The sequence below is a fragment of the Cobetia sp. 29-18-1 genome, assembly GCF_029846405.1.
Lineage (GTDB): Bacteria > Pseudomonadota > Gammaproteobacteria > Pseudomonadales > Halomonadaceae > Cobetia > Cobetia amphilecti.
In genome coordinates this window covers 182,553-196,878 of the sequence record NZ_JARWKS010000008.1, presented here as the reverse complement: position 1 = coordinate 196,878, position 14,326 = coordinate 182,553, and the positions used below count along the sequence as shown (strand labels likewise).

The following is a 14,326-nucleotide window of genomic DNA, read 5'->3' as shown; positions in this document are numbered from 1 at the left end:
AGCACCAGTCTGAGCGCTTAAACCGCGCAGAACCGAATTGATCATCGCTTCCTTAGATAACAATATAATTCCGTCTCAATTAGGTGATGTTATATATGTTTCAAGTAAAAGTTCGCATAAAAAATCTACCCCCACTATAGATGAGCTTTTTGAGATAGGTACTTCTTCCTTAAAGTTTTCTCCTACTTCATATAATATTATGAAAAAAGCTTTTTTGTATAAATCATTAGAGTGGGCATACGAGGAAGAGGTTAGAGTTGTTAAGAGTCTTAATGATGTTGTAACTAAAGGTGATGAGTCATATGAGTCCCAAGGCTCATGGAGTATATTAGAAAATAGGGGGCAAAAGATATACTGCTATAAGCTCGTTGAAAATTCAATCAAGGAGGTTTATTTGGGGCGTAATGTTTATGAAAATGTGAGTAAATATAAATCAGTTTCTTGCCATGAGCTGAATAGTATAATTAAAAGTTGGAAAGATGCTGGAATGAATGTGTATGCATGCGATGTGAGTAGAGATAGCTGGTCAATTTCAAAGAAAGAGTGGTCGCCAAAGCATTAATCCGAGGTTTTTCTTGCATTTATTTGGTTGTTGTTTCTGGTAGTATTAATTATTCTTCCAAGTATAATTGCATTAGAAATACTCCCCATCTTTTCAGTAGAGGTACTGTCAGGATGGGTGCCTTCCAGCCAGAGCATGCCGTCTGGCTGTATCGCGCGGATACGCTTGATGATACGGCCGAAGTGGGGGTGCTGTGCCACCACGATATCGCCGATGCGATAGCGCGATTTCCAGCGTTTCAGCGTCACGACATAATCTCCCGGCGCAAGGCCGGGAGACATGCTGAGTCCATTGACGCGATAGAGTCCGATGGGCATCCGTTCACTCTTGATCAATTCATTCTTCATCAGTTCTTTGGCGCGTCATGTCGTTGCCTCAATCCATTACGATAAACTCGACATGGGCGGCTAACATGACGCCAAAAGAGATGAAACTGCGCTTTACCGCATTGCCTGAGACTGACTTGTGGATGGCCTTGAGCCCTTTGCCCCCTCAAGATACGAGAGCGGTATTGTCATGAGAAATGGCGGGGCTGCTGACGCAACGGCGAAGACTCCGCCACGCTACCTTCGCAGAGGGGTATCAGTCGCCAATTGCAGATACTGAGGGTGATATGGTTCATGCCAGCAGGTCATGCCCTTCGGGGATTGGAAGGGTGCAGGCGCAGCAATCAAGGAAAGAATGGGGAAGGCGGTAAAGCCGCCAGGCAAGAAATTCATGGCAGGAAATTCATGGCGGGGCATGCATGGCTGGGAATGCACATTCATGATCTGTGTCAGGCGCAGCATGAAGATTGATGCAGTGTCTTGCGATGCAGTGCATCGGTGTTCAGAGTCCGAGGTATGATGCAATGCAAGAGCGAATATCGAGCACAGGAATCCATTTCATGTGGCTCGCAACAAGGAGAGAACAATGGCACTGAAGATTCTGGTCTTTCTGGGGTCGGTGCGGACCAGCACACCCCCCGCACCTGCACGTCTTGGGGAAAGGGTCGCCAGGTGCTGCGTCGCACAGCTCGAGGAAAGTGGCCATGAGGCGGTGCTGATCGATCCACTCGATTACGATCTGGCAGACCCCTTCAAGCCGCTGTTCTCCTATGCGCAGCGCAATGCCCCCCAGGACTTGCTCAATCTCGCCCAGCAGATCGAAGCGGCGGATGGTTACGTGATGGTCAGCCCCGAGTACAACCATTCCATGAGTCCGGCGCTGGCCAATCTCCTGAATCACTTCGGCAGCTCGCTTTACTCCTACAAGCCCTCGGTGATCGCGACCTATTCCGCAGGACAGTGGGGCGGGGTACGCGCAGCGGTCAACATGCGCACCTTCCTCTCGGAGCTGGGCTGCTTGCCGGTCTCGGCGATGATTCACGTGCCTCGGGCGCAGGAAGTGCTCAATGAAGATGGCGGCTACGCCGAGAATCAGGATGCCCAAGAATGGGGCGGCTATCTCGAGCGCGCCTTCGAACAACTTGCCTGGTGGGCGAATGCCGCCAGGCGTTATCACGAGAGCGAAGACGGTGAGAAGCGCCCCGGCGCCTTCACGCGCAGCCCCTCTCAGCGCAACGCGCCTTGAAGGGGCGATAGCGTTCCACGCCTCGATAAATGGGTGACGCAGCAAAAAGGGACTGCCTGAGCAGTCCCTTTTTGCATATTCCTTCAAGGTTCTCGCAAATTCAATCCGTCAGTGCTTTCACGTCAGCGCCGCGCCACCATCACTGCGCGGGTCGTGGGCCGCCTCGACCTGACCGTCCGGGTGGCGCATCACGGCGCCGGCGTGCCCCAGGGTGTCGCTGAAGGCCTCATCGAGGACTTCCACTTCATGGCCCATGGCTGCGAGTGTCTGAGCCATCTCACCCGCGAGGCGCGATTCGAGCTTGAGGCTGGTGCTGACATCGCCCCAGGTGCGACCGAGCAGCCAGCGTGGTGCGCTGATCGCGGCCTGCAATGACATGCCGTGGCGGGCGATGCGCGTGAAGACAGCCGCCTGAGTCTGCGGTTGGCCTTCACCGCCCATGGTGCCGAAGGCCATCACACGGCCATCATCGAAGCAGGCCAGTGATGGATTGAGGGTATGGAAGGGCTTGCGGCCCGGTGCCAGGCTGCGCAGTCTGTCCGGTGCCAGATCGAACGCCAGCCCACGGTTCTGCCACATCACGCCGCTGCTCGGCAGCACCATGCCACTGCCGAACTCCCAATAGACGCTCTGGATGAAGCTGACGGTGGTGCCGTCACTGTCCGTCGCGCCCATCCAGATGGTGTCGCCTTCGGCGGGCTCGTGCGGCCAGCCCAGCGCGGACTGCATGTCGATCATCTCGGCCTGGCGGGCGAGGGCCTCCGGAGAAAGCTGTGCCTGTTGCGTGGCGATGCTGCCTTCGAGGCTATCCTCGAGCGCCCCCTCGATGCATTCCGGCGAGGTAATCAGGCTGTCGCGTACCAGGAAGGCGCGCTTGGTGGCTTCGATCAGCGCATGCAGGTGACGCGGTGTGTTGCCGTCCGCCTCGCTGATGCCGTGCGTCGCGCTCAATGCATCGTAGAGCCCCAGAATCATCAGCGTCGCGAGGCCCTGGGTCGGGGCGGGCAGGTTGTATACCTCACTGTCGCGCAGGCGGACCTTGAGCGGCGTGACGCGCTGGGCGCGATAGCCGTTGAGGTCTGCCAGGCGCAGTGGACTGCCGGCGGCTTCCAGCTCCTGTGCCATGCGGGTCGCAAGTTCACCACGATAGAAGTCATCGAGTCCGGCATCTGCCAGACGCGAGAGCGTTGCGGCCAGCGCCGGCTGACGCAGTCGCGCGCCTTCTTCCAGCGCGATCGGCTCACCTGACTCACTCTGACCCAGATAGCGCTCAGCGAAGCCGGGCTGCTGCGAGAGCACGGCCAGGTGTTTTTCGCTGAGTGCCTTCTGGCTGGCGCTGACGGCCACGCCATCATTGGCATGCCGGATGGCATGGCTCAACAATGTCGAGAGCGGCAGGGGCGAGCGCTCATCCGCCGAGGTCTCGGCAGAGAAGGCCAGCGCCTCCTGCCAGCCGCCGATGGTGCCGGCCACCGTCAAGGCCGACAGCGGCCCGCGGGTCGGGATGCTGCTGCCGTTGGCGAGGGGAGCAGCCCCCTCACTGTCAGCTGCATAGCCATGGCCGTGCTCGGCATAGAACTCGCGGCTGGCAAGCCCTGCCGCCGGGCCACAGGCATCGATCGCCAGTGGCGCCAGCCCCGGGCGCTTGATCAGCCAGAAGCCATCACCGCCGATGCCGTTCATGTGGGGGTAGACCACCGCGATGGTTGCTGCCATCGCGACCATCGCCTCGATGGCGTTGCCACCATCGCGCAGGATATCGCGGCCCGCTTGCGCCGCCAGATGATGGGGCGCGGCGCAGGCGCCGCCAAAACCACGTCGGGTATGAATCATGGCGTCTTGCTCCTGAGGATTCCGTTGTTGTTATTGAGCGTCCAGTGCGGCTCAGCTACCGGTGAACAGGTCGTAGAACATGCGCAGTGCCGTGAACATCAGGAAGATGGCGAAGACCTTCTTGAGCTTGGCGGCGTCCATCGCGTGGGCCAGCTTCGCACCGATCGGAGCACACAGCATGGTCGCCGGCACGATGGCGGCGAAGCCGAGCAGATTGACGTAGCCGATGGAGCCCGGCAGCAGGTTCGGTTCGCCGATGCCATTGAGCAGGAAGCTGGCGGTGCCCGGCAGGCTGATGACCAGACCCAGCGCCGCGCCCGTGCCGACGGCCAGGTGCATCGGGGTGCCCAGGGTGCTCAGGGTCGGCACGCTCAGGGTGCCGCCGCCGATGCCCATCAGCGTCGAGACGCCACCGATGAAGGTGCCCAGTGCGCCACTGCCCAGCGGGCCCGGCAGGCCAGTGCCCAGCACGGTGGACTGACGGCGGAACATGTTGAGCGCGACCAGGAAGGCCACGGTGGCAAACAGCCCCATCAGTACCGCACCGCTGAACAGGTTGGACAGCAGGCCGCCGATGATGACGCCGATGATCACGCCCGGCAGCAGGCGCTTGAGAATTGCCGGGTCAAGATTGCCCTTGGCGTAATGCGCCCTGGCCGACATGATCGAGGTGGGAATGATGGTCGCCAGTGAAGTGCCGACGGCCTGGTGCATGCGCACCGCTTCATCGACGCCCAGCAGGCTGAAGAGGTGAAAGAGCACGGGCACGATGACGATGCCGCCGCCGACCCCCAGCAGGCCGGCCATCACGCCGGCAATCATGCCGGTGACGATCAGTGCGGCGATCAGGCCGAGAATCCAGTGCAGTGGATAGGCTGAGAACAGTTCCATGGTGTTTCCTTGTCGTCCCCGTATGGCGCGGGGTGGTTCATTGCTGATGAAGGTTGCCGATGAACGCCATCGGCAGTCGATGCATGTCCCTGGAGCGCTGGCGGGTGTGCTGTCTCCAGGGGAGGCGAGCCGGTGGGCAGGCCACAAGACATTACGCGTTGCTGAATTACCTTTCCAATGGCCTTTGCGCTGAATCCCTCGTCAAGAGTCCCGAAACGCGCCGGTACATGGATTGCCGGCTTACCAACCGATCGCCTCCGGCAGCCAGGTAGCGAGCCCCGGGAAGCAGAACAGCAGCACGACTGCCGCAGCCTGCAGGCCGACGAAGGGCAGCACACCGAGATACAGATGGCGGGTGGTGACTTCGGGGGGAGCGACGCCCTTGAGGAAGAACAACGCCCAGCCAAAGGGCGGCGTCAGGAAGGACATCTGCAGATTCATCGCCACCAGCACGCCCAGCCACACCATGTCGGTGCCATAGCCGATGAAGACCGGCAGAAACATCGGCAGCGCGATATAGCTGATCTCGATCCACTCGAGGAAAAAGCCGAGCACGAACAGTATCACCATCAGGAAGATCAGCGCGCCCAGCTCGCCGCCCGGCAGCAGGTTGAACAGATCATGCACCATGTTCTCGCCGCCAAGGCCGCGGAAGGCCAGCGAGAAGGGCTGCGCGCACAGCAGGATGAAATAGACCATGGCGGTGATGGTCAGGGTCGAATGCAGACAGGCCTTGAGCATGGTGAAGTTGAGACGCCGCGCCAGCAGCGCGATCAGCATGCTGCCCAAGGCCCCCATCGAGGCCGCTTCGGTGGGAGCGGCCACGCCGCCCAGGATCGAACCGAGCACCGCGAACACCAGCATCAGCGGCGGGATCACGCTACGCGCCAGATCACGCAGCAATTCCTTCAGGCCACCGGCAGCGGCGCGCTCCTCTTCCGGGATGGCCGGGACGAGGTCCGGCTTCCACCAGCCCAGCACCAGCAGATAGACGATATAGATGACGGCGATGGCCAGCCCCGGTACGAAGGCGGCGGCAAACAGGGTGCCGACGGATTCGCCGAGAATTTCCGAGAGCAGGATCAGCACCAGACTCGGCGGAATGATCTGCCCCAGGGTGCCGGAGGCGCAGATGGTGGCCGAGGCCACGCCCGGGTGGTAGCCGCGACGCAGCAGGGTCGGCAGCGTCAGCATGCCGACGGTGACCACCGTCGCGCCGACGATGCCGGTGGAGGCGCCCATCAGCACGCCGACCAGGATGATCGCGATGCCCATGCCGCCATTCACGCCGCCCATGGCGCGCCCGATGGTCTCGAGCATGTCCTCGGCGACCCGCGATTTCTCGAGCATGACCCCCATGAAGACGAACAAGGGGATCGCCAGCAGGGTGTAGTTGGTGACCACGCCATACAGACGGGCCGGCATCAGACTGAACAGCAGCGGGCCAAAGCCCGCAAGCCCCGCCACGAAACCAGCCACGGCCAGGGAAATCGCGACCGGAATGCCGATCAGCATCAGGACCAGGAAACCGCCGATCATGGCCAGCGCGATCCACTCGTTCGGGCTCATGGCGTCACCTCGCGTTCCAGATCACCGTCGACGGGTTTGCCCGTCAGCACCAGCAGCGCGCGCAGGCAATCTGCCACGCCCTGCAGCGCAAGCGCGGCGAATCCGAGGGGAATGAAGGCCTTGAGCAGATAGCGATAGGGCAGGCCGCCGGGGTCGGGCGAGCCTTCCATCAGCTGCCAGGACTGCTCGGTGTAGCTCAGGCCCAGCCAGGCGATGGCGGCGCCGATGGCGATGGTCATCAGCGCACCGATCAGATCCACCAGCGCGCGGCCCTTGAGGGAGAAACGGTCGTAGAAGACATCGACGCGAACGTCGGCGCGATGCTTGAGGGCGTAGGAGATGCCCAGCAGCGCGATGGGAGAAATCAGGTGCCACTCGAATTCCTGGAGTGGCACGGGGCTGATGCTGAAGAAGTAACGCAGCAGCACGTTGCTGGCGACCAGCAACACGAGCGCCAACAGCGAGTAACGGGCGATGACGCCCAGTCGCTCGATGATGCCCTCGAGAAAATGGATGACGTACAGCATGGCATGGCCTCATGAACGCCACGACGGGACAGGTCGTGGCGTTGGACAGGGAAGCAGCAAGACGGAAAAAGGCGTTTGCGCTCGGGGCTTGTACCTTGAGTTCGCCCCCGCAGCGCAGCGAAGGGCGAGTTCATCGGGCGACGGGTCTGAACGCGAGACGTGAGACGTGAGTCGACAGGTGCGAGCCGCGAGACCCGAGACACCAGGCGTCAGAGCGCCAGGAAGGTCTTCTCGCTGACGGCGGCCCATTCCTTGTGCTGGTCGCGGAAGGCCATGAAGGACTCGTGGACGCGCGCGGTGTCCGGATCGGCCGCCGCCATGTCGGTCAGCGTCTTCTCGGTGACTTCCTTGAGACGCGCTACTACCGCCTCCGGCAGCGGCTGGGCGGTGACGCCTTCGTTGTCGACCAGGTCATTGAGCGCCTCGGCATTCACCGATTCGCACCAGGCCTGGCTCTCGACGTTGCACGCCTGGGCGGCGGCCTTGACGATGGCCTGCAGGTCTTCGGGCAGGCCCTCCCAGGCCGCCTTGTTGATCATCAGCTCGGTGACGTTGGTCGGCTCGTGCCAGCCGGTGGTGTAGTAGTACTTGGCGGCCTTCTGCAGCCCCAGACGGCGATCCTGATAGGGGCCGACGAACTCGGCGGCATCGATGACGCCGCGTTCCAGCGCCGGGAAGATCTCTCCGCCGGGCAACAGACGCACGGCCACGCCCAGTTCGGCGTAGACCTTGCCGGCCAGCCCCGGGATACGCATCTTCAGGCCCTTCAAGTCCTCGACCGTATTGATCGGCTTGCGGAACCAGCCGGTCATCTGCACGCCGGTATTGCCCATCGGGAAGGCGATCAGCCCCTTGGGGGCGTAGAGCTCATGCCACAGCTCCAGGCCGCCACCGTGATACAGCCAGGCATTCATGCCCTGGGTATTCATGCCGAAGGGCACGGTAGTGAAGTACTGGGCGGCGGGAATCTTGCCGGCCCAGAAGTAGGCATTGCCGGCGTTCATCTCCACCACGCCACTGGCGACGGCATTGAAGCCCTCCAGGGCCGGAATCAGCTCACCGGCCGCGAAGTGCTGGATCTTCATGCGCCCGCCCGACATGGCCTCCACCTTGCGGCAGAAGTCGGTCGGACTGCCCGGGCCCTCGACATAGAAGGGCGAGCCAGGACCGTAGGCATTGGTCATCTTCCATTGATAGGTCTTGTTGGATTCCGCGCGCACGATGGCGGGCGCACCCATCACGAGTCCAGCGGTTGAGGTTGCCAGTGCGGCACCCAGGAACTTGCGACGATCGAATGTCATGGGAGGATCTCCTGCGGACGGATGACCAGTAATGCCCTTGCGACAGACTGCTTTGAATGCTCTGTGTGAAAGAGTCTTCTGTCTCAAGGGGGGCGCCTGTACGGCATGCCGACATTGAGGCCGGCGATCTTGTTGTGTAGGTGTTTCTGCATGTTCTTGAGTAGCGTTGCCTGTCATTTGTCAGCCAGAAGGCTGCCATTTGTCAGTGGGCTACGTGGAAGACATTGCAAGGCGTGTGCCATTTGGCGCGCAGGGAGATTTATTCTTTATTTTCAATCGATTGCATGGAAATTCTGGGCGTTGTGTTTCGCTGATAGAGCGTGAGCGCGCCCCTGGCGTTGCCCAAGTGAGGCCGTGGCAGCGCTGATTGGCAAAGTTCAGGGCCTGACAAATGTCAGAAGATGACGCCTGGCGCGGCATTTGTTCACCGATAGCGACGGGGAGGGTGACATCTGGCTCACGAATGTGGGGTAGGGATGATCAATTGTCATGCTCGCGACCTGATGGTGCGTGCGATCGATCATGGTGCACCTGGATAGGGGCGCTCAGAATCGGTCAATCAGAGCAGGTCAATAAGACTCGGTACGCCCACATCGAGTCTTCATGCGAGGCGCCATAGACGACAGTCTGAGTGGCTGGTGGCATCATGCGGCTTTGTCCTGATGGAGCGTTAGATGTCACCTCATGAGCCTGAAGAGCCCGCCACCCGCTCGGAGTCTTCGCCTGCCGCCGCATCCACCTGCGTGACGAAGACTGCCGGGCCTCGCCTGCCCGCCACGCCCGGGGCACCAGGAGGGGCTCAGGTGCCGCGCATCCTGCTGGTCGCCATCCTGGTGGTGATGGCGGTGCTTGCCTGGTGGGAGATGCCGCAGCAGTGGGCGCTGGATTTCCTCGACGCCACTCTGGGTCAGGCGTTCAGTGCCTTCGCCATCGCCAAGGGCCTGAACGCGACCATCTCGGTACTGCAGTCCTCGACCATCGATCTGCAGGTCTTTCAGGTCTCGCCCGGGGAAGCGCTGGACCCCGCCAATGACATGATCGAGCGCTTTTCGTGGGTGATGTTCGCGGCGACCGGCTCGCTGGCGCTACAGAAGCTGCTGCTGGGCATCTCCGGCTCGCTGATCATCAAGGCCTTCGCCAGCGGTGCCTGCCTGCTGGCGGCTCTCGGGCTACTTACCGGCAGTCGCCAATCGGTCGATGGGATGCATCCCCGCCAGCGCTGGTGGCAGGTGGCTATCCTGCGCGTGGCCCTGTGGGGCATCGCACTGCGCTTCGCGGTGCTGAGTGTCGCGCTGGCCAGCGGCGCCGCGGGTCAGGCCTTTCTCGATGACAGTCGCGATACCCAGATGGCGCAGTTGAGCGTGACGCAGCAGCAGCTGGCGGAAGTCGCCGACAAGCAGGTAGGTGGCGCGCACGAGGAGCGCAGCTGGTGGCAGCAGTTCAAGGGCAGCATGGAAGGCTGGGTCGGCGGGCCGATCACCAGTGTCACCCAGGGCTTTGATGCGATGACCGACAAGGTGATCGACCTGACCATGCTGTTCATCACCCAGACGGTACTGTTCCCGCTGGGCTTTCTGTGGGTCGCGCTACGGCTGCTGCGCGGGCTGGCAAGGTTGCAGTGATGCTTGCAGTGACGCTTGCAGTGATATGTGAGGTGACAAGTGAAATGACAGCCCCGGCGCCGTCCGGTGCTGCGGCGTCAGAGGCAGAGACAGAGGCAGAGACAGAGGCAGAGACAAAGACAAAGAGAGACAGAGATGTCATAGCCGCGCGCCACCACGCCGATGCTTCACGCGCGTCATCAGCGACTTGCAGTCGACGGAGAGAATCTCGTCGCGATTGAAGATATGCGCGCGCACGAAGGCATCGAAGGCCTCGTAGCTGTCGGTGAGGGTGTGGATGTGCAGGCTTTTCAGGTCGCTCATGATATAGAGGCTGACCACCTCGACGCAGGCGGAAAGCTCCTCGGCGATGCGTTCGATGGCGCTGGGAGCGACGGTCAGGTCCACGAAGGTGGAGATGCCCTTGCCGAGCTTGTCGGGGTTGATGACGGCGGTGAACTGTTCGATCACGCCGCTCTCGACCAGCGCCTGGACGCGGCTGCGCGCATGGGCACGCGAAATGCCGAGCTTGCGGGCGATATCGGCGTAGGACATGCGACCGTCCTTGATCAGCAGGTTGAGCAGCTCACTGTCGGTGCGGTTGAGGTTCATGGGCCAGGGTCTCGACGGTCTTTGTTGTAGTGGTGCGCATGTCGTATCAAACCTGTGCGATCCGCACTTGTATAGTCCGACTGCAGCCCTGGCGAGGATATTCCGGCTCTGGAAATGACAACGGGACGCCAAGGCGTCCCGTTGTCATGTGCATGTTTAGAGCAGAAGCCTCAAGCGTCACTGATAGACGATCTCGCCCTGGGGCGCGTATGCCGTGACGTCGATCGGGCTCTGCTCGGCAAGATAGGCCTTGAGCACATCGGCATCGACGAAGCCGGTATCCAGGTAACCCGGCAGGTCAGTGACCTTCGGATAGCCATCCCCGCCGGCGGCATTGAAGCTCGGGACGGTGAAGCGATACTGGGCGTCCATGGCCAATGGCTGGCCCTGAATCATCACGTCGGAGACGCTGCCTTCTGCGCGATTGACGCGCAGGCTGACGCCGGCGAACTGGGCATAGGCGCCGGAGTCCACCGGTTGGGTGGCCACCGCCTCGAGATACTCGAGCACCTCGCTACCTGACATGGTCACGACCCCCACGGTGTTGCCGAAGGGCAGCACGGTCAGCACATCCTTGTAGGTGATCTCGCCCGCGGGCAGCGAGGCGCGTACGCCACCTGAGTTCATCACGCCGAAGTCGGCCTTGCCGGCCTGCATGGCGGCGGTGGCGATCAGACGTCCCAGGTTGGTCTGGGCAAAGCGCACCACGTCGCGATCGCCTTCCAGCTTGCCGTTGCTCTGCGCGACCGTGACGTTGAGCTGCGCCTGACCCTTTTCCTGATAGGGGCGCAGGAATTCGCGCAGCTCGCTGTCTTCGGCAATTTCCTCCGCGACCAGCACCTTCCTGCGCTCGCCATTCTCCTCGACGGTCTTCTTGAGATTCACCGGAATCAGCTGATAGTTGACCATGGTCAGCTCGCCATTGCGGAACTCGTAATCGGCGCGTCCCACGTACTTGCCCCATTCATGCGCCTGCACGATGTAGGTGCCGTTCTGGCGGTCCGGCTGGCAATCATCGCCGGGTGCAAAGTCCGCCATCCGGTTGGCACCCTCCATGCAGACCGGCTCCTGGGAGTGGCCACCGACGATCATGTCCAGTTCGCCGTAGGGCAGATAGCGCGCCAGCGAGACATCGCCCGGCGCATTGATGCCATGCTCGGCATTCTGATAGTGGCCCATGTGGGTGACGGCGAAGATCAGGTCCGGCTGCTCATGCTCGTTGAGCTCCTCGATGGCCTTGCGCGCCTCTTCCTTGGGGTCACGGAAGTCGAGATCGCTGAAGTATTCGGGGTTGCCGATACGCACGGTGTCTTCGGTGGTCAGGCCGATCACCGCGATCTGGATGCCATGCTCATCGAAGATCTTCCAGGGCGCGAACAGGCGCTCGCCGCTGGTCTTGTCGTAGATATTGGCGGCCAGCATCGGGAAGTCGGCCCAGTCGCGCTGCTTTAGCAGCACCGCCAGCGGGTTGTCGAATTCATGGTTGCCCACCGCCATGGCGTCGTAGCCGATGCGGTTCATGCCCTTGAAGTCGGGTTCGGCCTGCTGGAGATCGGATTCCGGCACGCCGGTATTGATGTCGCCACCCGACAACAGCAGCACGCTGCCACCTGCGGATTCCACCTCGGCGCGGATGCGGTCGACCAGCGTCTTGCGCGCCGACATGCCGTATTCGCCATCACTGCTCTGCCAGAAGCGGCCGTGGTGGTCGTTGGTGTGCAGCACCGTCAGGTGATAGGTGGTGTCGGCCTGCCATTCATGGCCCGCCTGGCTGGCACAGGCACTCAGCGTACTGAGCAGTGCAGCCCCCAGCAGGGCCTTCAGCGCCATGCGCGAGCGGGTAGGCGCGCACAAGCCCGGCGCATTTGATGAGATGAGTCGAGTATTCAGCATGAGCGATACGTTCCTTGTGTCTGGCTCCGGTGCGCAATGGCGCGTTCAAATCTGTGAGTGCTGATTGTCAGGGTGCTGATTGCAAGAGTGTTGATGGTAAAACTGCTTGAAGGGTGGGGACGGCATGAACAACCCCATGCAGTCTGCCTCATTGCTGTGGAGATTGGACGACCGACGCCCGAAGTGCGAGGCTGGCGCCGCTTGTGAGCGTCATCGACTGGCATGAAGAGGGAGACCGACATGAAAAAACCGGCCAATGATGCGCCGGTCTTTTCATGTCTCATCGCTGCGCCTGCGGGTCAGGCGTGTTCCTGGTCCGCGCTGATGCTGTCGGTGGACTCACGCTCACTCGCTTTTGGGTTGAACACCTCGGCGTCTTCCATCTTCGGCAGCAGCAGCTCGGCGATGATGGCGGTCAGGCCGCCCATGGTGATCGGCGAGCGCAGCGCATCGGCGAAGGCGCCCGGAATGGCGTTCAGCACATCCGGCACCATGCCGACGCCAAGCCCCAGCCCCAGGGCCAGCGCGATGATCATCATCTCGCGACGCCCGATGGGCTGCGCCATCAGGATGCGGATGCCGGACACCGCGATCAGCGCGAACATCAGCGTGGTGGTGGCACCGAGCACCGGGCGCGGCATCTGGGTCAGCAGGGTGGCGATGAAGGGCGACAGGCCCAGCAGCAGCAGGAAGCCGGCCACGTAGCGGCCCACATGGCGGCTGGCGATGCCGGTCAGCTGGATCACGCCGGTGTTCTGGCTGAAGGTGGTGTTGGGGAAGGTGCCGGCCAGCGCGCCGAGTGCGGAATTCAGGCCATCGCCCAGCACGCCGCCGCGCAGACGCTTCTGGTGTAGCTCATCATCCACGGCGAGACCCGAGGCGCGTGCGCTGCCGGTGAGGTCACCGACCGTCTCGATGGCGGTGATCATGAAGATGAAGGCCACCGGCAGGAAGGCGGCCAGCGAGAAATCGAAGCCTGTATTCAGGGTCGCCGGATGCGGCAGGGCCAGCAGGGCGGCATCGGCCAGCTGCGGTGCATCATAGAGGCCACCGATGGCGGCGATGATGCAGCCGACGGCCATGCCGATGAAGATGGAGGCGATTCTCAGCCACGGATGACGCGAGACCTGACAGGCCAGCACCGTGATCAGCACACAACCGGCCAGTGCCAGATTGGCGGGCGCACCGAAGTCCTCGGCGCCGAAGCCGCCGCCGATGTCCGTCATGCCCACCTGGATCAGGCTCAGGCCGATCAGCATCACCACCACGCCGGTGACCACGGGCGTGATGACCCGCTTGAGCCACGGCAGCACCGTGCCCAGCGCCATCTCGATCAGGCTGCCGGCCAGGCAGGTGCCGAACAGCACCGCCAGTACCTGTTCGTCACTGGCATTCTGCGAACGAGCGATCAATCCGGCGGTGATCAGCGCGGACACGAAGCTGAAACTGGTGCCCTGGATGCTCAACAGCCCTGAGCCGAACGGGCCGATGCGCTGGGACTGGATCCAGGTGGCGACCCCGGAGACCACCAGTGCCATCGACAGCAGGCTGGCGGTGTAGGCATCGAGGCCCAGCGCGCTGGTGATGATCAATGTCGGTGCAATGATACCGGCCAGACTGGCCAGCAGATGCTGGGCGCCGGCGAGGGCCGAGATGGGGACCGACGGGCAGCTTTCGAGGCCGAGCAGTGGTTCGTCGATCCCCTTGGAATCGGAAGAGGATTGGCTCATGTGACGCTCCTTGTTCTGCTCGCGGTGCAATGGCGGAAATGGTGTCGGGCACTGGATTGTTCAGCGCGGGCAGCCAATTATAAGCAAGATGTGAACCAAGTTCAGTGCTCGTATCGATTTTTCCATCACTTGTTGCGTGTCCCGCGGCCAGGCCAGGGGATGAGCAGGCCAGGCCCGTGTGCCACAAACGCAAGATCCCCGCCGGGCGTGATGCCCGGCGGGGATCTGTCTTTGC

12 protein-coding genes are annotated in these 14,326 nt (G+C 61.8%); 3 read left to right on the top strand and 9 right to left on the bottom strand.

The annotated features are described in order from the left end of the window. Positions 1–37: 37 nt before the first annotated feature. Positions 38–562 (top strand): hypothetical protein, encoded by a 525-nt coding sequence (locus QD208_RS08705; RefSeq protein WP_279836518.1) that lies wholly within the window; start codon positions 38–40, stop codon positions 560–562. Here QD208_RS08705 and sodX read toward each other — a convergent pair. Next, a complete protein-coding gene (sodX, locus tag QD208_RS08700; RefSeq protein ID WP_279836517.1) occupies positions 559–909 on the bottom strand; it encodes a nickel-type superoxide dismutase maturation protease in 351 nt (116 codons plus the stop codon). The genes QD208_RS08705 and sodX overlap by 4 nt on opposite strands. A gap of 565 nt (positions 910–1,474) precedes the next feature. Here sodX and QD208_RS08695 point away from each other — a divergent pair. After that, entirely contained in the window at positions 1,475–2,134 is a 660-nt protein-coding gene (locus tag QD208_RS08695; protein ID WP_242007785.1) for an NAD(P)H-dependent oxidoreductase, read from the top strand. Between the two features lie 117 nt (positions 2,135–2,251). Here QD208_RS08695 and QD208_RS08690 read toward each other — a convergent pair whose 3' ends face one another. The 5 genes from QD208_RS08690 to dctP form a co-directional block, all read right to left on the bottom strand. Then, entirely contained in the window at positions 2,252–3,967 is a 1,716-nt protein-coding gene (locus QD208_RS08690; RefSeq protein WP_279836516.1) for a gamma-glutamyltransferase family protein, read from the bottom strand. Between the two features lie 51 nt (positions 3,968–4,018). Beyond that, the gene (locus QD208_RS08685) at positions 4,019–4,858 is read right to left on the bottom strand and encodes a sulfite exporter TauE/SafE family protein (RefSeq protein ID WP_054556070.1); all 840 of its coding nucleotides are present in this window, start codon (positions 4,856–4,858) and stop codon (positions 4,019–4,021) included. A 240-nt stretch (positions 4,859–5,098) separates the two neighbouring features. Beyond that, complete coding sequence (locus QD208_RS08680) at positions 5,099–6,427, bottom strand: TRAP transporter large permease subunit (RefSeq protein WP_248378538.1); 1,329 nt, start codon at positions 6,425–6,427, stop codon at positions 5,099–5,101. Beyond that, positions 6,424–6,954, bottom strand: a complete 531-nt coding sequence (locus QD208_RS08675) for a TRAP transporter small permease subunit (RefSeq protein ID WP_279836515.1) — start codon at positions 6,952–6,954, stop codon at positions 6,424–6,426. Before QD208_RS08675 ends, QD208_RS08680 begins: the two co-directional genes overlap by 4 nt. Before the next feature lie 209 nt (positions 6,955–7,163). Further along, on the bottom strand, positions 7,164–8,255 hold the full coding sequence (gene dctP / locus QD208_RS08670; protein WP_279836514.1) for a TRAP transporter substrate-binding protein DctP: 1,092 nt from the start codon (positions 8,253–8,255) through the stop codon (positions 7,164–7,166). Positions 8,256–8,929: 674 nt separating this feature from the next. Between dctP and QD208_RS08665 the strand changes: the two genes are divergently transcribed. Further along, positions 8,930–9,877, top strand: coding sequence for a hypothetical protein (locus QD208_RS08665; protein WP_279836513.1), 948 nt, complete (start codon positions 8,930–8,932; stop codon positions 9,875–9,877). A 138-nt stretch (positions 9,878–10,015) separates the two neighbouring features. Here the strand turns inward: QD208_RS08665 and QD208_RS08660 are convergent, their stop codons facing one another. The 3 genes from QD208_RS08660 to QD208_RS08650 all read right to left on the bottom strand — a co-directional run bounded on the left by QD208_RS08660 (position 10,016) and on the right by QD208_RS08650 (position 14,091). Further along, positions 10,016–10,468, bottom strand: coding sequence for an Lrp/AsnC family transcriptional regulator (locus tag QD208_RS08660; RefSeq protein ID WP_043332694.1), 453 nt, complete (start codon positions 10,466–10,468; stop codon positions 10,016–10,018). Positions 10,469–10,645: 177 nt separating this feature from the next. Then, the gene (ushA, locus tag QD208_RS08655) at positions 10,646–12,361 is read right to left on the bottom strand and encodes a bifunctional UDP-sugar hydrolase/5'-nucleotidase UshA (protein WP_279836512.1); all 1,716 of its coding nucleotides are present in this window, start codon (positions 12,359–12,361) and stop codon (positions 10,646–10,648) included. A gap of 299 nt (positions 12,362–12,660) precedes the next feature. Next, positions 12,661–14,091, bottom strand: a complete 1,431-nt coding sequence (locus QD208_RS08650; protein ID WP_063124266.1) for a solute carrier family 23 protein — start codon at positions 14,089–14,091, stop codon at positions 12,661–12,663. Positions 14,092–14,326: the final 235 nt, after the last annotated feature.